The organism is Variovorax sp. ISS6 (assembly GCF_056523145.1).
The window spans coordinates 164,158-184,539 of the sequence record NZ_JAWRZC010000001.1 but is presented as its reverse complement, the minus strand read 5'-3'; the positions used below and the strand labels follow the sequence as shown (position 1 = coordinate 184,539).

Sequence of the window (20,382 nt, the reverse complement as noted above, 5' to 3'; positions counted from 1 at the left end):
CACCCTAAAGCGGCGCCGCCGCGCTGGCAAGCGAAAGCCTTACGGCGTCGGCGAGCACGAAGGCCTGGCGCTCGGCTGCGTAGTCCCAGCGCTCGACCATGCAAGCGTGCGCGCCATCGTCGCGCCGCACCACGTTGACCGAGTTCGGATGCCCCGCGCGCACGCGCCACGACACCGCCGTGCCCGCCTGCACCGCCCACATCGGCCGCGGGACATCGACGAGGCATTCGTGCAGCGGCAGCACGAAGGGCAGGTGGATGTGGCCGCCGAGCACCAGGTCGGCGCCGGCCGCGGCCCAGCGCGCCGCGGCGGCCTCGCCGCCATGCAGCCGGTTGCCGATGTCCTCGCGCCGCGTCACCGCCACCGGCTGGTGCGTGACCACCACGCGCAGCTGCGAAGGCGCCGCCGCGGCGAGCCGTCGCGCCACGCGCTCGACCTGCGCGCGCGACACCTCGCCGTCCTCGTGGCGCCAGCGGCGCGTGGTCTTGACGCCGATCGCCAGCCAGCCGGGCAGGTCGACCACCGGCTCGAGCTCGTCGCCGAAGGCCTCGCTGTAGCGGCCGTAGGGCGCGAAGGCGCGCGCCGCGAGCTGGAACAGCGGGATGTCGTGGTTGCCCGGGATCGCCAGCAGCGCCCGCGGCGCCAGCCGGTCGACGAAGGCACGCGCGGCCGCGAACTGCGCGCGGGTGGCGCGCTGGGTGATGTCGCCCGACAGCACCAGCAGCTCGGGCGCGAGCTCGCGCGCCAGCCGCTCGAGCGCCGCCAGCACCGGCGGCTGCTCGGTGCCGAAGTGCGGGTCGGACACCTGCAGCAACACGCTCATTGCTTGGCCGCCTCGAGCTCGGGTGCCACGTCGGGCCGTATCAGCCACAGCGGCTCGGGCGAGACGCGGAACAGCAGCGGCATCTCGGCCCAGCCGATCTCGCCGTCGGTCGCCACCTTCACGCGCCGCGGGCCGCGGCTGCCCGCGCGGCCGATGCGCACCGTCATCGATTCGAAGGGAAAGCTCAGCACCTCGTCGGCCTCGCCGAGCCGCCCGAGCGCGCCGCGCAGCAGCAGCCCCGGCATCGACAGCAGGCCATGGGGCTTGAGCGCCACCGCCGCCAGCTGCCCCTGCTCGGGCGCGTCGGCATGCTCGATGCCGATCTGCAGCAGCTGCAGCGGGTTGTTGCCCACGAACAGCGTGGGCGTGCGGATCGCGCGCTCCTGGCCGCGCCAGGCCATGCGCAGGTCGAGCGTGCGGTGGCCGCGCAGCACCGTGAGCAGGCCCGCGCCGAGCGCGATCAGGCGGTTGCGCCCGTAGCGCGACTTGTAGTGCTCGCGCTCCTCGAGCAGTTGGGCATACAGGCCCAGGCTGGCGTTGACCAGGAAAGCGCGGTCGTTGAGCAGTCCGACCTGCACCGGCCGCGGCGGCTGGGTCAGCAGCACCTCGAGCGCCTGCGCGGTGTCGCGCGGGATGCCGTGGGCGCGGCTGAAGTAGTTGAAGGTGCCCTGCGGCAGCACGCCGAAGGCGCAGCCGCTGCCCAGCGTGGCCTGGGCCACGGCATTGATCGTGCCGTCGCCGCCCGCGGCCACCACCACGCCCCCGGCGGCCCGCGCGCGCTCCACCGCCTCGCGCGCCAGCGCGCGCAGGCTGCCGGGGCCGTCGTCGGCGCTGCCGCGGTCGACCGTGAAGATGCGCAGCCGGCGGTCGGCCGCGGCGCAGCCTTCCTCGATGACCTCGCGGGCCTGGACGGCGTCCTCGCTGCCGGAGGCGGCATTGAGCACGATGAAGAGCGGGGTGTTCGGGCCGGTCTCGGGCACTGGCATGGGGTCGTAGGGGGCTGGGGGCTCGTGGGAGGGAGTCGGATCGGAGCGGCGGGCGGGCGTTCCCGGCCGGCTGAAAAAGCGTCGACCGCGCGGCCGTGGAAGACAGGGGCCCGCGCGGACCCCGGTTTGTCGCACGGCCCGCGCCCGGTCCGTGGCAGGCGCCTTCCCGACCCGCTGTGGGAGAGTTGCCCTCCGCCCGTAAAATCGCGGGCTTTCGCGGCGCACCGCCGCGCTTTCGTCCAACGCCCGGCCGCGCCGGCCGGCACCCTTCATGTTGACCTTCCAGCAAATCATTCTCAAATTGCAGTCGTACTGGGCCGACAAGGGCTGCGCGCTGCTGCAACCGTACGACATGGAAGTGGGCGCGGGCACCTCGCACACCGCCACCTTCCTGCGCGCGCTCGGCCCCGAGCCCTGGAAGGCCGCCTACGTGCAGCCCAGCCGCCGCCCCAAGGACGGCCGCTACGGCGAGAACCCGAACCGCCTGCAGCACTACTACCAGTACCAGGTCGTGCTCAAGCCCGCGCCCGCGAACATCCTCGAGCTCTACCTCGGCAGCCTCGAGGCGCTGGGCTTCGACCTCAAGAAGAACGACATCCGCTTCGTCGAGGACGACTGGGAGAACCCCACGCTCGGCGCCTGGGGCCTGGGCTGGGAGGTCTGGCTCAACGGCATGGAGGTGACGCAGTTCACCTACTTCCAGCAGGTCGGCGGCATCGACTGCAAGCCGATCACCGGCGAGATCACCTACGGCCTCGAGCGCCTCGCGATGTACCTGCAGGGCGTGGACAACGTCTACAACCTCGTGTGGACCGAGGGCCTGAGCTACGGCGACGTCTACAAGCAGAACGAGGTCGAGCAGTCGACCTACAACTTCGAGCATTCCGATGCCGAGTTCCTGTTCACCGCCTTCGCCGCGCACGAGAAGCAGGCCAAGCACCTGATGGCCGAGCAGCTCGCGCTGCCGGCCTACGAGCAGGTGCTCAAGGCCGCGCACAGCTTCAACCTGCTCGACGCGCGCGGCGCGATCAGCGTGACCGAACGCGCGGCCTACATCGGCCGCATCCGCAACCTCGCGCGCAGCGTGGCGCAGAGCTACTACGACAGCCGGGAACGGCTGGGCTTCCCGATGGCACCGCGCGAATGGGTCGCGCAGATCGCACCGAAGAAGGCCGCCTGAGCGATGACGACCCCCATGAACAAGACCTCCCTGCTGGTTGAACTGTTTGTCGAAGAACTGCCGCCGAAGGCGCTGAAGAAGCTCGGCGAGGCCTTCGCGGGCGTGCTGCGCGAACAGCTCGTGGCCCAGGGCCTGGCCGAGGCCGGCTCGGTGCTCACGCCCTTCGCCTCGCCGCGCCGCCTGGCCGCGCACCTCACGCACGTGGCCGAGCGCGCCGCCGACAAGGCCGTCTCGCAGAAGCTGATGCCCGTGGCCGTGGGGCTCGATGCCTCGGGCCAGCCCACGCCCGCGCTGCTCAAGCGCCTGGGCGCGCTCGGCGCCGACGCCTCGGCCGTGCCCGGCCTCAAGCGCGCCATGGACGGCAAGGCCGAAGCCCTGTTCTACGAGAGCACCGCCAAGGGCGCCACTCTGGCCGAGGGCCTGCAGAAGGCGCTGGCCGAAGCCATCGCCAAGCTGCCGATCCCGAAGGTCATGAGCTACCAGCTCGAGAGCGGCTGCGAGCTGCCGGGCTGGAGCAGCGTGAGCTTCGTGCGCCCCGCGCACGGCCTGGTCGCGCTGCACGGCGATGCCGTGGTGGCGATCGAGGCGCTGGGCCTCAAGGCTGGCCGCGAAACGCATGGCCACCGCTTCGAGGCCGCGGTCGATCCCGTGGTGCTGCGCAATGCCGACAGCTACGCGCTGCAGCTGCGCGACGAAGGCGCGGTGATCGCGAGCTTCGAGGCGCGCCGCGCCGAGATCGCGCGCCAGCTCGCCGCGGCCGCGGTCCAGGTCGGCGGCGGCTCGGTGCCGATCCACGACGACGCGCTGCTCGACGAGGTGACGGCGCTGGTCGAGCGCCCCAACGTGCTGGTCTGCAGCTTCGAGCGCGAATTCCTCGAGGTGCCGCAGGAATGCCTGATCCTCACGATGAAGGCGAACCAGAAGTACTTCCCGCTGCTCGATGCGTCGAGCAAGCTCACCAACCGGTTCCTGGTCGTCAGCAACATCAGCCCCGACGATGCCAGCGCCGTCATCGGCGGCAACGAGCGCGTGGTGCGCCCGCGCCTGGCCGACGCCAAGTTCTTCTTCGACCAGGACCGCAAGAAGACGCTGGCCTCGCGCGTCGCATCGCTGGGCAAGGTGGTCTATCACAACAAGCTCGGCACCCAGGGCGAGCGCGTGGAACGCGTGATGCGCATCGCGCGCGCCATCGCCGAGAAGCTCGGCGATGCCAACGTGGCGCGCCAGGCCGTGCAGGCCGCCCAGCTGGCCAAGGCCGACCTCGTGACCGACATGGTCGGCGAGTTCCCCGAGCTGCAGGGCATCATGGGCCGCTACTACGCGCTGCACGACGGCCTCGACGCGGCCGTGGCCGATGCCATCGAGGACCACTACAAGCCGCGCTTCGCGGGCGACGAACTGCCGCGCAACAGCGTGGGCCTGGTGGTCGCGCTGGCCGACAAGCTCGAGACCCTGGTCGGCATGTTCGGCATCGGCAACCTGCCCACCGGCGACCGCGATCCGTTCGCGCTGCGCCGCCATGCGCTCGGCACGATCCGCATGCTGATCGAGAAGAACCTGCCGCTGGACCTCGACGCGCTGCTGGCCGAGGCCGCCGCGCAGTTCAAGGACATCGCCGACTTCGATGCCTCCAAGGCCACGGTCGAGCTGCAGGACTTCATCCTCGACCGCCTCGCCGGCAGCCTGCGCGAGCAGGGCGCCAGCGCGCAGGAAGTCGATGCCGTGCTGGCCCCGCGCCCGCAGCGCCTGGGCCAGGTGCCCAAGCTGCTCGCCGCCGTGCGCGCCTTCGCCGTGCTGCCCGCCGCCGCCGCGCTGGCTGCGGCCAACAAGCGCATCGGCAACATCCTCAAGAAGGCCCCCGAGGCCGACGCCCACGTCAGCGAGCTGCTGCTGCAGGAGCCCGCCGAGAAGGCGCTGCATGCCGCCATGGCGCAGGTGGTGCCCGCCGCCAACGCCCAGTTCGATGCCGGCGACTACACCGCCTCGCTGCAGACCCTGGCCGCGTTGCGCGAACCGGTCGATGCCTTCTTCGACGGCGTGATGGTCAATGCCGAGCAGGCCGACCTGCGGCTCAACCGGCTGGGGCTGCTGATGTCGCTGCATGCCGCGATGAACCGCGTGGCGCAGCTCGAGCGGCTGGCTGTCTGAAGACCGTCGCTCGATAATCCGATCGCGCATGAACCGCCAACAGCAACTGGATCAGTTCTCCCTCGCCCTGCACCAGCGGGCGGTGGCGGTGCTGCGCCAGGAGCCCGCATTGCGCGAGCAGGCCCGCCGCACCCTCGAACGGTGGCGCCAGCAGTCGGGCCCCACGCGCTCCGACGTGCTGTGGGACGAGTGGGAGCGTCTTCTCGCCGGCGATGCCGGCGTGCTCGAAGATGCCGCGCTCGTCGAGTCCGAGCATGGACAGCTCATGCGCAGCGTGTCGCCACTCGGCGGCCTCGTCTCGCAGGTCGAACGAATGGCATTGCTCAAGCAGGCGCGCGAGCAGGCCGCGACCCCATGAAGCTCGAAGAACTGCAGCATGTATTGCGCGCTTCCGCGGCGATCTCGAAAGAAAGTTCTTTTGTGGTCGTCGGCAGTCAGGCCGTGTTGCTGCTGCTCGATCAACCGCCCGAGTCGCTGCTGGTATCGCGCGAAATCGATCTCTACCCCGCGCTGCATCCGGAGCGCGCCGATCTGATCGACGGTGCGATCGGTATGCACTCGAGCTTTCACGAGACCTTCGGTTATTTCGCCGATGGTGTCGGGCCCGAGACCGCCGTCATGCCCGGCGACTGGATGAGTCGTGCCAGCCTGCACTACGTCGGCGAGATCACGGCCATCTGTCCGGAACTGCACGACCTGGTCGTCTCCAAGTGCGTGGCCGGTCGCGAGAAGGACGCCGATTTCGTGCGCGAGCTGTTGAAGCAGGACCTGGTATCGCTCGATACGCTGGTGCAGCGCATCGGCATGCTGGACGCGGCGAAGTACCCGCTGCCGCATCTGGTCGCCTGGGTGAAGCGACGCAAGCTGGAGTCTGAAGGAACACCTCCATGAAACTCGTGATCCTCGACCGCAACGGCACGATCAACGTGCACCGCGAAGACTTCGTGAAGAGCGACACCGAGTGGACGCCGCTGCCCGGTGCGCTCGAGGCCGTGGCGCGGCTCAACCATGCGGGTTGGCACGTGGTGATCGCGTCGAACCAGTCGGGGCTGGGGCGCGGCCTGTTCGACATGGCCTCGCTCAATGCGATGCACGCCAAGATGCACAAGATGCTCGCGGCCGTGGGCGGGCGTGTCGATGCGGTGTTCTATTGCCCGCACAGCCCCGACGAGGACTGCGAATGCCGCAAGCCCAAGCCGGGCCTGTTCCAGCAGATCGGCGACCGCTTCGGCATCGACCTGGCGGGCGTGCCCACCGCGGGCGACAGCCTGCGCGACCTGCAGGCCGGCGCGGCCGCCGGCTGCGAACCGCACCTGCTGCTGACCGGCATGGGCGCGGCCTGCCGCGGCTTCGATCCGCTGCCTCCCGAATATCCGGCGGACACGAGGGTGCACGAAGACCTCGCCGCTTTCGTCGACTTCCTGCTCGCGCGCGAGGCGCGGGCCGAATCCATGCAGGTGGCTCTCTGATGGCGTTGCTCCGTTCCGTTCTCCACGCGCTGTGGATGTTCGTCACCGTCGTCCCCTGGGCGATCATCATGCTGGTGTGCTCGATCTGGATGCGCGGCATACCGCTCTATTGGATGGCGGCGCGCTGGCTCTCCTGGGCCGTCGGCAGCGGCGCGCGCGCGCTCCTGGGCATCCGGCTGCGCGTGAGCGGCATGGAGAACCTGCCGGCCGACAAGCTCGCGGGCGCGATCCTGCTGGTCAAGCACCAGTCCACGCTCGAGACCTTCCTGATGCCCACGCTGATGCCGCATCCGCTGGCCTACGTGTTCAAGAAGGAGCTGCTCTACGTGCCCTTCTTCGGCTGGGCCATGGGCCGGCTCGACATGATCCACATCGACCGCAGCCAGCGTGCCCAGGCCTTCAACAAGGTGGTGAGCCAGGGCCGCAAGCTGCTCGCGCAGGGCATCTGGATCATCATGTTCCCCGAGGGCACGCGCATCCCGCGCGGCCAGAAGGGCACCTACAAGAGCGGCGGCACGCGCCTGGCCTGCGAGACCGGCGTGCCCGTGATCCCGATCGCCGTGACCTCGGCCAAGGTCTGGCCGCGCAAGGCCTTCATCAAGCGCTCCGGCGTGGTCGACGTGTCGATCGGCGTGCCGATCTCGAGCGCCGGACGCAAGCCCGACGAGCTGATGCGCGAGGTCGAGGCCTGGATCGAGGCCGAGATGCACCGCCTCGATCCCGAGGCGTACCGCGATGCCGATGCCACCGGTGGCGTGGCCGGCGGCGCCGCGGTCGAGAAGGTGGGTTGAAGGCGTTCGCGCCTTCGACCGTCGTTTCTTTCTTGTCGATCACCGGACATCGAGCATGCGGGAGCTGATGCAGCTGGCGCTGGACCTGTTCGGCGATGGCGCCGTGGCCGCGCCGCCGCCCGCCGCGCCGCGCGCCCGCAAGAGCCCGGGCCCGGCACGGCCGCGCGCGCGCCAGCCCGGCAGCCTCGTGCCCGACGCGCTGCCCTTCGCGGTGCCGCCGGTGGTGGCCGTGCCCACCACCACGGTGCCGCTGGTCGAGGACCCGCGTCCGGCCGTGCCGCTGGCCGACACCCTGGCGCCCGCGAGCTTCGTGCATCCGCAGGCCTCGCGCGAGCTGATGCTGGGCGCGGCGCGCGTCGCCTACGAATTCAAGCGCGGCAAGCGCCGCACCATCGGCTTCGTCGTCGGCGCCGAAGGCCTGTCGGTGCGCGCGCCGCGCTGGGTCGCGCTGCGCGACGTCGATGCAGCGATCCGCGAGAAGGGCGACTGGATCCTGCGCAAGCTCGCCGAGACGCAGCAGCGCCACGCGCGCGTCGAGGCCACGCGCATCGACTGGAAGGACGGCGCGGGCTTTCCTTTCCTGGGTGAGCCGGTGGTGGTGCGGCTCGATCCGAAGCATGGCTTCGAGGGCGTGGGCGGGGCGCTCGATGCGGGCGACGGCACGGGTCCGCGGCTGCTGCGGCTGGCCGTGGCGCAGAACGCCGAGCCGTCGCAGATCCGCGATGCGGCGCAGGCCTGGCTGATGCGGCAGGCACGCAAGCTGTTCATCGAGCGGCTCGATCACTTCGCGCCGCTGCTGGGGGTGCGGTGGGCGAAGCTGTCGTTGTCGAATGCGGCGACGCGGTGGGGGAGTGCGAGTGCGGATGGGTCGATTCGGCTGAACTGGCGGTTGATCCACTTTCGGTTGTCGGTGATCGACTATGTGGTGGCGCATGAGTTGGCGCATCTGCGGGTGATGGATCACTCGCATCGGTTCTGGGAGACCGTTGAAAGCGTGGTGCCGGATTACGATGTGTTGAGGCAGCAGTTGAAGGATGAGGCTGTGCCTCGGTGGGGGTGAGTTTTCTTTTTTTAGGCTGTCGGCCGGGTCTCGCCCCGGCGGGCGAGTCACTTTCTTTTGCTTCGCCAAAAGAAAGTAACCAAAGAAAAGGCGACCCACTGTCTGCGACCCTCCGCTTCGCTGCGGGCAACCTGCGGTGCTCGCGTTTCGCGGGGTCTCGCAGAACTCGCTCCACTTCGTTCCGCTCAAACAGCTGCGAGCCCTTATCCGCGAAACGCTGCGCTCCTCGGCGCAGCCAGAGGGGGTGGGTCGGGCCATCGCGATGCTCGGCCCAGCAGACCCTTCGGGCCTTCGCTTCGCTCGGCCTCAGTGGAAGAGCCAGGGCCTACGCATGCGCACTCCCCACACAAGGACGCGCCACGGCGCGTTGACCCTAGTCCCCTCTGGCTGTGCCGAGGAGCGCAGGGGAAAGCGGGATAAGGGCCGCAGCTGTCTGAGCGGAACGAAGTGCAGCGAGTTCTGCGGACCCCCGCTTTCTCCGAGCACCGCAGGTTGCCCGCAGCGAAGCGGAGGGACACAGACAGCGGGGTCGCCTTCTCTTTGGTTACTTTCTCTTGGCGAGACAAGAGAAAGTGACTCGCCCGCCGGGGCGAGACCCGGCCAACAGCCTCAACAAAAAAGCAGCATCAACTCAGCGAGCGTGCGTCACCCCCCCATCGACAACCAACGTAGACCCCATCACATAGTCCCCCGCATCCGAAGCCAGATAAATCGCCGCCCCCGCCATGTCCTCAGGCTTCCCGATCCGCCCCGCCGGAATCCGCCCCTTGATCTCATCCCCATGGTCCCGGGCATCCTTGTTCATGCTCGAAGCAAAGGCCCCCGGCGCAATCGCACTCACCACGATCCCGTCCTGTGCCAGCCGCAGCGCCATGCGCCGCGTGAGTTGGATCAGCCCCGCCTTGCTCGCCGCGTACGAGTAGGTCTCCTGCGGATTCACCGAGATCCCGTCGATCGAAGCGATGTTGATCACCTTCGCCAGGTGATCGCCACCCGCGGCCGCCTTCTTCAGCAACGGCGTCAACGCCTGCGTCAGGAAGAACGGCGTCTTGAGGTTCAGGTCGACCACCTTGTCCCACCCGCTCTCCGGAAACTCCGCATAGGGCGCCCCCCAGGCGGCACCGGCGTTGTTGACCAGGATGTCCAGCGACGACTCATGCTTCGCGAACGCATCGACCAGCGCCTGCGCCCCTTCGAGCGTCGACACGTCGGCCGGCAGCGACACGCAATGCCCGAAGGCCGACAGCTCCTTGGCCGTTTGGTCGCAGGCCTCGGCCTTGCGCGCCGAGATGTAGACCCGCGCGCCCTGCGCGAGATAGCCCTCGGCGATCATGCGGCCGATGCCGCGCGAGCCGCCGGTGATGAGGGCGGTGCGGCCCTGGAGCGAGAAGAGTCGGGTGGTGTCCATGTGCGGCGTCTCCTGGTGTGCGTGGGGCCGCCCGATGGAGGAAAGGCAAGGGCAGCCGGAGGCCGCAGCTTAGTGCCGGCGTCGCGCCGCGGGCGTCACCTTGGCGCCAGCAGCAGGCGCAGCTGGCTGTCGAAGCGGCGCGGTTCGCCGGTCAGGGGATCGGTGAAGGCGATGGAGCGCGCCAGCAGTTGCAGCGGCCGCTCGAAGTCGTCGGTGTCGACCGGCGTCAGCACCGGATAGAAGGGGTCGTTCACGATCGGCATGCCCAGCGCCAGGCAATGCACGCGCAACTGGTGCCGCCGGCCCGTGACCGGCGAGAGCGCGAGGTGCGCGAGCCCGTCGAACGCCTTCAGCACCGCGATGCCGGTCTCGGAGTTGGGCTCGCCGGGCGCTTCCTTCACCTGCATGAAGTGCGCGTCGTCGACCAGCCGGCTGCGGTAGACGGACGGCAGCGCGGCCGCGGCGGCCTCGCCGCCGGGCAGCGGCACGATCGCCTCGTAGTCCTTGTGCACCGTGCGCCGCGCGAACATGGTCTGGTAGGCGCCGCGTGTCTCGGGCCGCACGGAGAACAGCACCAGGCCCGCGGTGCTGCGGTCGATGCGGTGCAGCGGCGACAGCGCCTCGATGCCGAGCTTGCGCTTGAGCCGCACCAGCAGGCTGTGGTGCAGGTACTTGCCGGTGGGCGTGACCGGCACGAAGTGCGGCTTGTCGACCACCAGCAGGTGCTCGTCGCGGTACAGCACCTGCTCCTCGAACGGGATCGCCGGCTCGGTGTCGAGCGCGCGGTAGTAGAAGACGCGCAGCGGCGCCTGGTAGCGGCGCTCGGGCGTGACGGGCACGCCGTGCTCGTCGACCACCTCGCCGTCGCGGATGCGCTGCATCCAGGCCTCGGGTGCGATCGCGGTGAAGCGCGCGATCAGGAAGTCGGCAATGGTCGGCCAGTGGTCCTCGGTCGGCAGGCCGACGCAGCTCGCGCTCACGCCGTCGCGCATCGGCAGCGGCGGATGGGCGAGGCGGCCGCGGCTCATGCGAGAGTCTCTTCGAGCAGCGCGGCGATCTCCGCGGCCGAAGGGCGCGAGGCCACCTCGGGCTGCAGGCAGCGATCGCGCAGCGCCGTCATCGCAGGAGGCGGTTCATCGCAGCGCGCGGCCAGTTCCTCGAGCAGGCAGCCGAAGGCGCGCACCTCCAGTTGCCGCGCGCGCGCCGCGTCGCCGGCGGGCAGCGCATCGGCGAGCCAGGCGGCGCCGAAGTCGCCCAGGCGCGCGCCGTCTTCGGGATGCCAGAGGATGTTGTGCGCATAGAGGTCGCCATGCACCAGGCCGCGCGCATGCATGTGCCGCATCGCCGCGGCGATGTCGCGCGCGATGCGCAGCGCGGTGCCTGCGGACCAGCGGGCGTCGTCGGCATAGACGTCGCGCGTGCACGAGGCCAGGCTCGGCGGCCCCGCGAGCGTGCGGAACGACGCCGGCACGCGCGCCATCACCAGGCCCTGCGTGCCCTCGGGATGGCCGTCGATGCGGCCCTGCGCGCCGATCAGGGTGGCGTGCGCGCCGGCCGCGATGCTGGCCGCGAGCTCGCTGCGCGGCCAGCCGTCGCTGGTGACGGCCCCCTTGAAGAGCTTGACCGCGACCGGCTCCCGCTCGTTCAGCAGCGCCTCGTGGATCACGCCCGAGGCGCCTTCGCCGAGCCGTGTGCCCAGTTGCAGCGCGTGCCAGTCGATGCGCGGCACCGCGGGCGCGATCGCCGCGGCCTCCTCCTCGCGTGCATCGAAGGCATTGCCCGCGGCGGCCAGCCACGACAGCCGCGGCATCGACCACAGCCAGCCGGGCGGCGCCGCGAAGCGGTTGGCGGAGATGCGCAGCAGCTCGAGCCGCGTGCAGCCGGCCAGCGTCTCGGGCAGGCTGCTCAGGCGGTTGCCCGCGAGCATCAGCTTCTGCATGCGCGTGCAGTCGCCCAGCGTGTCGGGCAGGCGCTCGATCGCGTTGTCGGTCAGGATCAGCCAGCGCAGCGAGGGCGCGAGCGACGCGGCCGGCACCTCGGCGATGCGGTTGGCCTTGAAGCCGACGATGTCGAGGTTCGCGCAGTCGCCGATCGATTCGGGCAGCCGCGTGAAGCGGTTGTCGGAGCAGAACAGCACGCGCAGCCGGTGCAGCCGGCCCAGGTCGTCGGGCAGGCGGTCGAGCGCATTGCCCGTGAGGTTCAGCACCTCGAGCGTGTCGGCCAGCTCGAAAACTTCGCGCGGAAATTCCTCGAGGCCGCAGCTCAGGTCGAGCCGCGTGGCGCCCGTCAGCCGGCCCGCGCGCAGATCGGCCAGCGTGTGCGACATGTTCATGCCCGCGAGTCTATGCGCGGCCGTGCGCCGCGCTGTGCCGGAACTCAGGCCAGGGCGCCGAAGCGGTAGATGCCGTCCGCGCCCAGCTCGCGCTTCACCTGCCCCGAGAACCAGAGCAGGTGCAGGTGCGCCACGGTCTCGCCCATCGCGAAGGTCATCTGGTGCAGGTCGAGTTCGCGCTTGAACAGGATCGGCAGTCCCTCGAAGGCCGTGATCGGCCGCGCCAGCGCGACCTCGAGCAGCTCGGCCAGGCGGTCGCGGTGGTGCTCCTGCAGCTGCTCGACGCGGCGGTGGATGCCGGTGAAGGGCTTGCCGTGCGCGGGCAGGCCGAGGGTGTCGGCGGGCAGCGACTTGAAGCGCTCGATGCTGTCGAGGAACAGGCGCAGCGAATTCGCCTCGGGCTCGCCCGCGTACACGCTCACGTTGGTCGAGATGCGCGGCAGCATCATGTCGCCGCCCAGCAGCAGCTTGAGATCGTCGCAGTACAGCGCGATGTGCTCGGGGGCATGGCCGTAGCCGCTGATGCAGCGCCAGGCATGGCCGCCGATGTCGATGCTCTCGCCGTCGAGCATGCGCACGAAGCTCTCGGGCACCGAAGGCACCATGTTGGCGTAGTAGTTGGTGCGGCCGCGGATCTTGTCGAGCGCCTCGGGGTTGGCCAGGCCGTGCGCGCTGAAGAAGCGCGCGGCATGCTCGCCGCCGGCGAGCGTGTCGCCGCTGCTGCAGAGCACGCGCGCCACGTGGTAGTCGGTGGAGCTGATCCACAGCGGCACGTTCCAGCGCTTGCACAGCCAGTCGGCCAGGCCGATGTGATCGGGATGCATGTGGGTGACGATCACGCGCACGATCGGCAGGCCCTGCAGCTGGGTCTCGAACACCTGCTCCCACTGCGCCCGCGCCTCGTCGCGCGAGATGCAGCAGTCGACCACGGTCCAGCCCTCGACGCCGCGGTAGTTGTCGCGCAGCAGCCAGAGGTTGATGTGGTCGAGCGCGAACGGCAGCCGCATCCGGATCCAGCGCACGCCGGGCGCCACTTCGAGGGCCTCGCCGGGGGCGGGCAGGGTGTCGCCGAGGGGGTAGTGGAGTTCGCGTTCGAGCAGATTCATGTAGGATTGACGTTTACGTAAACGTCATGGGTTGAGGGCACCATTGTAGAGAGCGCGGCGCAAATGTGCTGTCGCCCCCGCAACGCCCCCTTCCCGGCGCCTCCCGTGTTCCTTGAACAAGCCCTCATGCCAGCGCAAACCTTCACCATCAGCCAGCTCGCGAAGGAATTCGACCTGACGACGCGGGCGATCCGCTTCTACGAGGACATGGGGCTGCTCACGCCCGAGCGCGCGGGCCTGCAGCGCATCTACAGCGCGCGCGACCGGGCCCGGCTCACGCTCACGCTGCGCGCCAAGCGCCTGGGCCTGAGCCTGACCGAGGCCAAGGACATCCTCGACATGTACGACAGCCCGCGCGACACGGTGCCGCAGCTCGAGCGCTTCCTCAGCATCCTGGGCGCCCACCGCGCGCAGCTCGAGGGCCAGCTCGCCGAGCTGCAGGCCAATATCGCGGAAGTGCGCGCTCACGAAAAGAAGGGCCAGACGGCGCTGGCGCGCGCGCAGAAGGCCGAAACCGCCGCCAGGCCCAAGGCCACCAGGCCACCGCGACCGGCCAAGGCCACCGCCTGAGAGCCCGGCGCCGGGCGCCGCCGCATCGAATCCCCTCCACCTCACCGACAATCCCCGCATGTCCGAATCCCTCGACGACCTCTTCGCCCACAACCGCGCCTGGTCCGCGCAGATGGAACGTGACCGGCCTGGTTTCTTCTCCAGCCTGGTCAAGCAGCAGACGCCGCGCTACATGTGGATCGGCTGCTCCGACAGCCGCGTGCCCGCCAACCAGATCACCGGCCTCGAGCCCGGCGAGGTGTTCGTGCACCGCAACGTGGCCAACATCGTGGTGCACTCCGACCTCAACGCGCTGTCGGCGATCCAGTTCGCGGTCGAGCACCTGAAGGTCGAGCACATCATGGTGGTGGGCCACTACGGCTGCGCGGGCGTGAAGGCCGCGCTCAACGGCACCCGCATCGGCCTGGCCGACAACTGGATCCGCCACATCCAGGACGTGCGCGACCGCCACCACGTGATGCTCGACGGCTTCGCGGAAGAAGTGCGCGCCGACGCGCTGTGCGAACTCAACGTCGCCGAGCAGGTGGTCAACGTGGCCGTCAGCACGGTGATGGTCGACGCCTGGAGCCGCGGCCAGAAGGTCACGATCCACGGCTGGACCTTCGGCGTGCACGACGGCCTGCTGCAGGACCTGGGCATGAGCGTGGAAGGCGACAAGTCGCTCGAATCGCTCTACAAGGCCGCGGTGCAGCGCGTGCGCCACAAGTACAGCCGCCCCGGCGAGCTGGTGACCCGGCTCACCGGCAAGCCCGCCGCGGCGCCGACGCCCGCCGCCGGCTGAAGGCGCGCCTTCTCCCCGGTCCATGTTCCCGCAGCGCCTCGACTCCCCGCTGGCCTACGACATCGCGAAGGCGATGATGGACGGCTTCAACCGCCATTACAGGCTGTTCCGGGCCGAGTCGTCGCGCGCCAAGCACCGCTTCGAGACCGCCGACTGGCACGGCCAGCAGCGCGCGCAGCGCGAGCGCATCGAGTTCTACGACCTGCGCGTGAGCGAGGCGGTGGCGCGGCTCGAGAAGGAGTTCAAGGCCGGCGAGCAGCCGATGGACGTCTGGCACCAGGTCAAGCTGCACTACATCGGCCTGCTGGTCGACCACCACCAGCCCGAGCTGGCCGAGAGCTTCTTCAACTCGGTCACCACCAAGATCCTGCACCGCGCGTACTTCCAGAACGACTTCATCTTCGTGCGCCCGGCGATCAGCACCGAGTACATCGAGCCGCGCGGCATGCCCACCTACCGCGCCTACTACCCGGCGCACGCCACGCTGGCCGACCACATCGAGCAGATGCTCGACGACTTCGCGCTGCTCGGCAGCTGGGCCCACAAGCGGCGCGATGCCGAGCGCGTGGCGGACGCGATGCAGGCGCGCTTCCACCAGGTCAAGCTGCGCGCCAACTTCCAGCTGCAGGTGCTCTCGGGGCTGTTCTACCGCAACAAGGGCGCCTACGTGGTCGGCAAGATCATGAACGGCTTCGTCGAGCTGGCGTTCGCGCTGCCGATCCTGCACGACGGCCAGGGGCGCTTCCACGTCGACGCGGTGCTGTTCGGCGAGGACGACCTGCAGATGCTGTTCAGCTTCGCGCGCGCCTACTTCATGGTCGACATGGAGGTGCCCTCGGCCTGCGTGCAGTTCCTGCGCTCGCTGATGCCGCGCAAGCCGCGCGCCGAGATATACAACGCGCTGGGCCTCGCCAAGCAGGGCAAGACGCTGTTCTACCGCGACTTCCTCTCGCACCTCAACTACTCGAGCGACCGCTTCCGCATCGCGCCCGGCATCAAGGGCATGGTGATGCTGGTGTTCGACCTGCCCTCGTTCCCGTTCGTGTTCAAGGTCATCAAGGATTTCTATCCGCCGCCGAAGGACACCACGCGCGAGCAGATCAAGGGCAAGTACATGCTCGTGAAGCAGCACGACCGCGTGGGCCGCATGGCCGACACGCTCGAGTACAGCGACGTGGGTTTTCCGCTCGACCGCTTCGAGCCCGCGCTGATCGAGGAGATCCGCAAGTTCGCGCCCAGCCAGCTCGAGATCGGCGACCGCGACGGCAACGGGGAGATGGAGCTGGTGCTCAAGCATGTCTACATCGAGCGCCGCATGATCCCGTTGAACATCTACCTGCAGGAGGCTTTCGACATGCTCGCGCATCCCGAGAGCCCGGCGCAGGCCAGGCGCGCCAGGGAGCAGCTCGAGCAGGCGGTGATCGAATACGGCAATGCGATCAAGGACATGGTGGCAGCCAACATCTTCCCGGGCGACATGCTGTGGAAGAACTTCGGCGTCACGCGCGGCGGCAAGGTCGTGTTCTACGACTACGACGAGATCGAATACATCACCGACTGCCAGTTCCGCAAGGTGCCCGCGCCGCGCAACGAGGAAGAGGAGATGAGCGGCGAGGTCTGGTATTCGGTCGGCCCGAAGGACGTGTTCCCCGAGACCTTCGAGCCCTTCCTGCTGGGCAACAAGGACGTGCGCGAAGCCTTCATGGCGCACCACGCCGACCTGCTCGACGCCGCCTTCTGGCAGCACCACAAGGAACGCATCCAGGCCGGCCAGATGCTGGACGTGTTCCCGTACGAAGAGTCGCAACGCTTCCACGACGAGGAGCAGGTGGCGCATTCCTGAAAACCAACAGCCGGACGCAGAGGACGCGAAGGTTTCGCGAAGAGCGCGAAAGAGATATGAAGACATTCGAATGTCTTCTTTTGCGTCCTCTGCGAAATCTTCGCGTCCTCTGCGTCCGGAAGTCCGATTTCCTTTCCAACTCCAAGGAGCACTGAAATGTCCGAATCCATCGTCATCGTCGGCGCCGCCCGCACCCCCATGGGCAGCTTCCAGGGCGACTTCTCCTCCCTCGCGGCGCACGACCTCGGCGGCGCCGCGATCAAGGCCGCCGTCGAGCGTGCCGGCATCGCGCCCGACAGCGTGGGCGAGGTGCTGTTCGGCAACTGCCTGATGGCGGGCCAGGGCCAGGCGCCCGCGCGCCAGGCGGCCTACAAGGGCGGCCTGCCCGACAGCGCCGGCGCCGTCACGCTCAGCAAGATGTGCGGCTCGGCCATGAAGGCCGCGATGCTCGCGCACGACCTGCTCCTGGCCGGCACGCACGACGTGATGGTGGCCGGCGGCATGGAGAGCATGACCAATGCGCCCTACCTGATGCTCAAGGGCCGCGGCGGCTACCGCATGGGCCACGACCGCATCTTCGACCACATGATGCTCGACGGCCTCGAGGATGCCTACCAGCCGGGCCGCTCGATGGGCACTTTCGGCGAGGACTGCGCGGCCAAGTACAAGTTCACGCGCGAGCAGCAGGATGCCTTCGCCATCGCCAGCGTCGAGCGCGCCAAGAAGGCCACCGACACCGGCCTGTTCAAGGACGAGATCGTGCCGGTCACCGTCAAGGGCCGTGGCGGCGACACGCTGATCGCCATCGACGAAGGCCCGGGCAAGGTCAAGCTCGACAAGATCCCGACGCTCAAGCCGGCGTTCAAGAAGGAGAACGGGACCATCACCGCCGCCTCGAGCTCGTCGATCAACGACGGTGCCGCTGCGCTGGTGATGATGACCGAGTCGCATGCGAAGAAGATCGGCGCGAAGCCGATCGCGCGCATCGTCGGCCATGCCACGCACGCGCAGCAGCCCGAGTGGTTCTCGACCGCGCCGGTGGGCGCGGTGGCCAAGCTGTTCAAGAAGACCGGCTGGAGCGTCAAGGACGTGGACCTCTGGGAGGTCAACGAGGCCTTCGCGGTGGTGCCGATGGCGCTGATGCACGAGCTCGACGTGTCGCACGACCGCGTCAACATCCACGGCGGCGCCTGCGCGCTGGGCCACCCGATCGGCGCCAGCGGCGCGCGCATCATGGTCACGCTGATCCACGCGCTGAAGGCGCAAGGCAGGAAGCGCGGCGTGGCCACGCTGTGCATCGGCGGCGGCGAAGGCACCGCCGTGGCGCTCGAACTGCTGTAAAAGGTACGGCGCCCGTCCGCCGGCCCGAACCGCCCGCCGCCTACCGCCCTTCCCAAAGGGGCGGCCGGCCGGCGGCGGCTGCCGGCGGTCTTTCCCAGTTTCCGAACGAATCGCAGAAAAGCAGGAGGTCCCATGCGTCCCTTTCATTCACGCAACGTCATCGCCGCCGTGCTCGCGGGCGCCCTGCTCGCGCCGGCCGCCTGGGCGCAGAAGCGCGACAACGTGCTGTTCCAGGCCGCCACCGACGAGCAGCCCGCCGTCATCAAGACGCTCGAGAAGCTGGTCAACATCGAGACCGGCACCGGCGACGCCGAGGGCATCGCCGCGGCGGGCAACTTCCTCGAGGCCGAACTGAAGAACCTGGGCTTCACCGTCACGCGCAGCAAGTCGGCCGGCCTGGTGGTGGGCGACAACATCGTCGGCAAGCTCAAGGGCCGCGGCGGCAAGAACCTGCTGCTGATGTCGCACATGGACACCGTCTACCTCAAGGGCACGCTCGCCAAGGCGCCGTTCCGCATCGAGGGCGACAAGGCCTACGGCCCCGGCATCGCCGACGACAAGGGCGGCAATGCCGTGATCCTGCACACGCTCAAGCTGCTCAAGGACTACGGCGTGCGCGACTACGGCACCATCACCGTGCTGTTCAACACCGACGAGGAGAAAGGCTCCTTCGGCTCGCGCGACCTGATCCAGGAAGAGGCCAAGCTGGCCGACTACGTGCTCTCGTTCGAGCCCACCGGCGCCGGCGACGAGAAGCTCTCGCTCGGCACCTCGGGCATCGCCTACGTGCAGGTCAACATCACCGGCAAGGCCTCGCACGCGGGCGCCGCGCCCGACCTCGGCGTGAACGCGCTGGTCGAGGCCTCCGACCTGGTGCTGCGCACCATGAGCATCGACGACAAGTCGAAGAACCTGCGCTTCAACTGGACCATCGCCAAGGCCGGCAACGTCTCGAACATCATCCCGGCCAGCGCCACGCTCAACGCCGACGTGCGCTATGCGCGCAACGAGGACTTCGATGCCGCGATGAAGACGCTCGAGGAGCGCGCGCAGCAGAAGAAGCTGCCCGATGCCGACGTGAAGGTGATCGTCACGCGCGGTCGCCCGGCCTTCAATGCCGGCGAAGGCGGCAGGAAGCTGGTCGACAAGGCGGTGGGCTACTACAAGGAAGCCGGCGGCACGCTGGGCGTGGAAGAACGCACCGGCGGCGGCACCGACGCGGCCTACGCGGCGCTGTCGGGCAAGCCCGTGATCGAGAGCCTGGGCCTGCCGGGCTTCGGCTACCACAGCGACAAGGCCGAGTACGTGGACATCAGCGCGATCCCGCGCCGCCTGTACATGGCCGCCCGCCTGATCATGGACCTGGGTTCCGGCAAGTAACGACGACGAGAACGACACGAGGAGACACGCCATGCTGCTGAGCACCGACCAGGAAGCCATCCGCGACGCCGTGCGCGACTTCGCGCAGGCCGAACTCTGGCCCCACGCGCCGAAGTGGGACCGCGAACACAGCTTCCCGAAGGAAGTGCACCAGGGCCTCGCGGCACTCGGTGCCTACGGCATCTGCGTGCCCGAGGAGCACGGCGGCGCCGGCCTCGACTACCTCACGCTCGCGCTGGTGCTCGAGGAGATCGCGGCCGGCGACGGCGGCACCAGCACCGCGATCAGCGTGACCAACTGCCCCGTCAACGCGATCCTGATGCGCTACGGCAATGCGCAGCAGAAGAAGCAGTGGCTCGAGCCGCTCGCGCAGGGGCGGATGCTCGGCGCCTTCTGCCTGACCGAGCCGCAGGCCGGCAGCGATGCCTCGAGCCTGCGCACCACCGCGCGCAAGGACGCCGACGGCTATGTGATCGACGGCGTGAAGCAGTTCATCACCAGCGGCAAGAACGGCCAGGTGGCGATCGTGATCGCGGTCACCGACAAGGCCGCGGGCAAGCGCGGCATGAGCGCCTTCATCGTACCGACCGACGCACCGGGCTACCAGGTGGCGCGGCTCGAGGACAAGCTCGGCCAGCACAGCAGCGACACCGCGCAGATCAACTTCGACGGCTGCCGCATCCCGGCGGAGAACCTGATCGGCGCCGAGGGCGAGGGCTACAAGATCGCGCTCGGCGCGCTCGAGGGCGGCCGCATCGGCATCGCCGCGCAGAGCGTGGGCATGGCGCGCAGCGCCTTCGACGTGGCCGTGGCCTATGCCAAGGAGCGCCAGGCCTTCGGCGGTTCCATCTTCGATCAGCAGGCCGTGGGCTTTCGGCTCGCCGACTGCGCCACGCAGCTTGAGGCCGCGCGCCAGCTGATCTGGCATGCCGCGAGCCTGCGCGACGCCGGCCGCCCCTGCCTCAAAGAGGCCGCGATGGCCAAGCTGTTCGCGAGCGAGATGGCCGAGCGCGTGTGCAGCGCCGCGATCCAGACCCTGGGCGGCTACGGCTACGTGAACGACTTCCCGCTCGAGCGCATCTACCGCGACGTGCGCGTGTGCCAGATCTACGAAGGCACCTCGGACATCCAGAAGCTGCTGATCCAGCGGGCGCTGTGAGCCGG

At 69.2% G+C, this 20,382-nt stretch carries 19 protein-coding genes; 13 read left to right on the top strand and 6 right to left on the bottom strand.

Features of this window, described 5'->3' with window-relative positions; all coding sequences use genetic code 11:
- Positions 1-4: 4 nt before the first annotated feature.
- On the bottom strand, positions 5-823 hold the full coding sequence (locus AC1HIL_RS00875) for a metallophosphoesterase family protein (protein WP_479670936.1): 819 nt from the start codon (positions 821-823) through the stop codon (positions 5-7).
- Positions 820-1,809: a diacylglycerol/lipid kinase family protein gene (locus AC1HIL_RS00870; protein WP_057597928.1), complete on the bottom strand. Its 990-nt coding sequence runs from the start codon at positions 1,807-1,809 to the stop codon at positions 820-822. The genes AC1HIL_RS00875 and AC1HIL_RS00870 overlap by 4 nt, the downstream gene beginning before the upstream one ends.
- 271 nt (positions 1,810-2,080) lie before the next feature.
- On the opposite strand from AC1HIL_RS00870, the gene glyQ reads away from it, so the two are divergent.
- From glyQ to AC1HIL_RS00835, 7 genes are read left to right on the top strand one after another with little or no spacing between them, the layout of a single operon-like run.
- Positions 2,081-2,989, top strand: coding sequence for a glycine--tRNA ligase subunit alpha (glyQ, locus tag AC1HIL_RS00865; RefSeq protein ID WP_203203041.1), 909 nt, complete (start codon positions 2,081-2,083; stop codon positions 2,987-2,989).
- A gap of 15 nt (positions 2,990-3,004) precedes the next feature.
- On the top strand, positions 3,005-5,137 hold the full coding sequence (glyS, locus tag AC1HIL_RS00860; protein WP_479670935.1) for a glycine--tRNA ligase subunit beta: 2,133 nt from the start codon (positions 3,005-3,007) through the stop codon (positions 5,135-5,137).
- A gap of 28 nt (positions 5,138-5,165) precedes the next feature.
- Positions 5,166-5,495 carry a hypothetical protein gene (locus AC1HIL_RS00855; RefSeq protein ID WP_261217264.1) on the top strand — a complete coding sequence of 110 codons (330 nt, stop codon included), beginning with the start codon at positions 5,166-5,168 and terminating at the stop codon, positions 5,493-5,495.
- The gene (locus AC1HIL_RS00850; protein ID WP_093348278.1) at positions 5,492-6,028 is read left to right on the top strand and encodes a DUF6036 family nucleotidyltransferase; all 537 of its coding nucleotides are present in this window, start codon (positions 5,492-5,494) and stop codon (positions 6,026-6,028) included. The genes AC1HIL_RS00855 and AC1HIL_RS00850 overlap by 4 nt, the downstream gene beginning before the upstream one ends.
- Complete coding sequence (gmhB, locus tag AC1HIL_RS00845; RefSeq protein ID WP_172705816.1) at positions 6,025-6,606, top strand: D-glycero-beta-D-manno-heptose 1,7-bisphosphate 7-phosphatase; 582 nt, start codon at positions 6,025-6,027, stop codon at positions 6,604-6,606. Before AC1HIL_RS00850 ends, gmhB begins: the two co-directional genes overlap by 4 nt.
- Positions 6,606-7,397 (top strand): lysophospholipid acyltransferase family protein, encoded by a 792-nt coding sequence (locus AC1HIL_RS00840; protein WP_057596586.1) that lies wholly within the window; start codon positions 6,606-6,608, stop codon positions 7,395-7,397. The genes gmhB and AC1HIL_RS00840 overlap by 1 nt, the downstream gene beginning before the upstream one ends.
- 55 nt (positions 7,398-7,452) lie before the next feature.
- Entirely contained in the window at positions 7,453-8,457 is a 1,005-nt protein-coding gene (locus AC1HIL_RS00835; RefSeq protein WP_413764606.1) for a M48 family metallopeptidase, read from the top strand.
- Positions 8,458-9,088: 631 nt separating this feature from the next.
- Here the strand turns inward: AC1HIL_RS00835 and AC1HIL_RS00830 are convergent.
- From AC1HIL_RS00830 to AC1HIL_RS00815, 4 genes are all read right to left on the bottom strand, one after another.
- Entirely contained in the window at positions 9,089-9,865 is a 777-nt protein-coding gene (locus AC1HIL_RS00830) for an SDR family oxidoreductase (RefSeq protein ID WP_203203037.1), read from the bottom strand.
- 95 nt (positions 9,866-9,960) lie between these two features.
- The gene (locus AC1HIL_RS00825) at positions 9,961-10,893 is read right to left on the bottom strand and encodes a pseudouridine synthase (protein WP_479670934.1); all 933 of its coding nucleotides are present in this window, start codon (positions 10,891-10,893) and stop codon (positions 9,961-9,963) included.
- Positions 10,890-12,191, bottom strand: coding sequence for a leucine-rich repeat-containing protein kinase family protein (locus AC1HIL_RS00820; protein ID WP_479672458.1), 1,302 nt, complete (start codon positions 12,189-12,191; stop codon positions 10,890-10,892). The genes AC1HIL_RS00825 and AC1HIL_RS00820 overlap by 4 nt, the downstream gene beginning before the upstream one ends.
- A gap of 50 nt (positions 12,192-12,241) precedes the next feature.
- Positions 12,242-13,303: an MBL fold metallo-hydrolase gene (locus tag AC1HIL_RS00815; RefSeq protein ID WP_479670933.1), complete on the bottom strand. Its 1,062-nt coding sequence runs from the start codon at positions 13,301-13,303 to the stop codon at positions 12,242-12,244.
- A gap of 126 nt (positions 13,304-13,429) precedes the next feature.
- On the opposite strand from AC1HIL_RS00815, the gene AC1HIL_RS00810 reads away from it, so the two are divergent.
- The 6 genes from AC1HIL_RS00810 (at position 13,430) to AC1HIL_RS00785 (ending at position 20,377) form a co-directional block, all read left to right on the top strand.
- Positions 13,430-13,873 carry a MerR family transcriptional regulator gene (locus AC1HIL_RS00810; protein WP_057596581.1) on the top strand — a complete coding sequence of 148 codons (444 nt, stop codon included), beginning with the start codon at positions 13,430-13,432 and terminating at the stop codon, positions 13,871-13,873.
- A gap of 58 nt (positions 13,874-13,931) precedes the next feature.
- The gene (can, locus tag AC1HIL_RS00805) at positions 13,932-14,654 is read left to right on the top strand and encodes a carbonate dehydratase (RefSeq protein ID WP_057596580.1); all 723 of its coding nucleotides are present in this window, start codon (positions 13,932-13,934) and stop codon (positions 14,652-14,654) included.
- Between the two features lie 22 nt (positions 14,655-14,676).
- Positions 14,677-16,497 carry a bifunctional isocitrate dehydrogenase kinase/phosphatase gene (gene aceK / locus AC1HIL_RS00800; RefSeq protein ID WP_479670932.1) on the top strand — a complete coding sequence of 607 codons (1,821 nt, stop codon included), beginning with the start codon at positions 14,677-14,679 and terminating at the stop codon, positions 16,495-16,497.
- A 156-nt stretch (positions 16,498-16,653) separates the two neighbouring features.
- The gene (locus tag AC1HIL_RS00795) at positions 16,654-17,838 is read left to right on the top strand and encodes an acetyl-CoA C-acyltransferase (protein ID WP_431510559.1); all 1,185 of its coding nucleotides are present in this window, start codon (positions 16,654-16,656) and stop codon (positions 17,836-17,838) included.
- A gap of 132 nt (positions 17,839-17,970) precedes the next feature.
- Positions 17,971-19,218 carry a glutamate carboxypeptidase gene (locus tag AC1HIL_RS00790; protein ID WP_057596577.1) on the top strand — a complete coding sequence of 416 codons (1,248 nt, stop codon included), beginning with the start codon at positions 17,971-17,973 and terminating at the stop codon, positions 19,216-19,218.
- Positions 19,219-19,249: 31 nt separating this feature from the next.
- Positions 19,250-20,377 carry an acyl-CoA dehydrogenase family protein gene (locus tag AC1HIL_RS00785; protein ID WP_057596576.1) on the top strand — a complete coding sequence of 376 codons (1,128 nt, stop codon included), beginning with the start codon at positions 19,250-19,252 and terminating at the stop codon, positions 20,375-20,377.
- Positions 20,378-20,382: the final 5 nt, after the last annotated feature.

What these genes read in the sequence shown, in the direction of transcription:
- AC1HIL_RS00875 (WP_479670936.1), bottom strand. Translation starts at nt 823, where the DNA reads ATGAGCGTGTTGCTGCAGGTGTCCGACCCGCACTTCGGCACCGAGCAG.
- AC1HIL_RS00870 (WP_057597928.1), bottom strand. Translation starts at nt 1,809, where the DNA reads ATGCCAGTGCCCGAGACCGGCCCGAACACCCCGCTCTTCATCGTGCTC.
- glyQ (WP_203203041.1), top strand. Translation starts at nt 2,081, where the DNA reads ATGTTGACCTTCCAGCAAATCATTCTCAAATTGCAGTCGTACTGGGCC.
- glyS (WP_479670935.1), top strand. Translation starts at nt 3,005, where the DNA reads ATGAACAAGACCTCCCTGCTGGTTGAACTGTTTGTCGAAGAACTGCCG.
- AC1HIL_RS00855 (WP_261217264.1), top strand. Translation starts at nt 5,166, where the DNA reads ATGAACCGCCAACAGCAACTGGATCAGTTCTCCCTCGCCCTGCACCAG.
- AC1HIL_RS00850 (WP_093348278.1), top strand. Translation starts at nt 5,492, where the DNA reads ATGAAGCTCGAAGAACTGCAGCATGTATTGCGCGCTTCCGCGGCGATC.
- gmhB (WP_172705816.1), top strand. Translation starts at nt 6,025, where the DNA reads ATGAAACTCGTGATCCTCGACCGCAACGGCACGATCAACGTGCACCGC.
- AC1HIL_RS00840 (WP_057596586.1), top strand. Translation starts at nt 6,606, where the DNA reads ATGGCGTTGCTCCGTTCCGTTCTCCACGCGCTGTGGATGTTCGTCACC.
- AC1HIL_RS00835 (WP_413764606.1), top strand. Translation starts at nt 7,453, where the DNA reads ATGCGGGAGCTGATGCAGCTGGCGCTGGACCTGTTCGGCGATGGCGCC.
- AC1HIL_RS00830 (WP_203203037.1), bottom strand. Translation starts at nt 9,865, where the DNA reads ATGGACACCACCCGACTCTTCTCGCTCCAGGGCCGCACCGCCCTCATC.
- AC1HIL_RS00825 (WP_479670934.1), bottom strand. Translation starts at nt 10,893, where the DNA reads ATGAGCCGCGGCCGCCTCGCCCATCCGCCGCTGCCGATGCGCGACGGC.
- AC1HIL_RS00820 (WP_479672458.1), bottom strand. Translation starts at nt 12,191, where the DNA reads ATGTCGCACACGCTGGCCGATCTGCGCGCGGGCCGGCTGACGGGCGCC.
- AC1HIL_RS00815 (WP_479670933.1), bottom strand. Translation starts at nt 13,303, where the DNA reads ATGAATCTGCTCGAACGCGAACTCCACTACCCCCTCGGCGACACCCTG.
- AC1HIL_RS00810 (WP_057596581.1), top strand. Translation starts at nt 13,430, where the DNA reads ATGCCAGCGCAAACCTTCACCATCAGCCAGCTCGCGAAGGAATTCGAC.
- can (WP_057596580.1), top strand. Translation starts at nt 13,932, where the DNA reads ATGTCCGAATCCCTCGACGACCTCTTCGCCCACAACCGCGCCTGGTCC.
- aceK (WP_479670932.1), top strand. Translation starts at nt 14,677, where the DNA reads ATGTTCCCGCAGCGCCTCGACTCCCCGCTGGCCTACGACATCGCGAAG.
- AC1HIL_RS00795 (WP_431510559.1), top strand. Translation starts at nt 16,654, where the DNA reads ATGTCCGAATCCATCGTCATCGTCGGCGCCGCCCGCACCCCCATGGGC.
- AC1HIL_RS00790 (WP_057596577.1), top strand. Translation starts at nt 17,971, where the DNA reads ATGCGTCCCTTTCATTCACGCAACGTCATCGCCGCCGTGCTCGCGGGC.
- AC1HIL_RS00785 (WP_057596576.1), top strand. Translation starts at nt 19,250, where the DNA reads ATGCTGCTGAGCACCGACCAGGAAGCCATCCGCGACGCCGTGCGCGAC.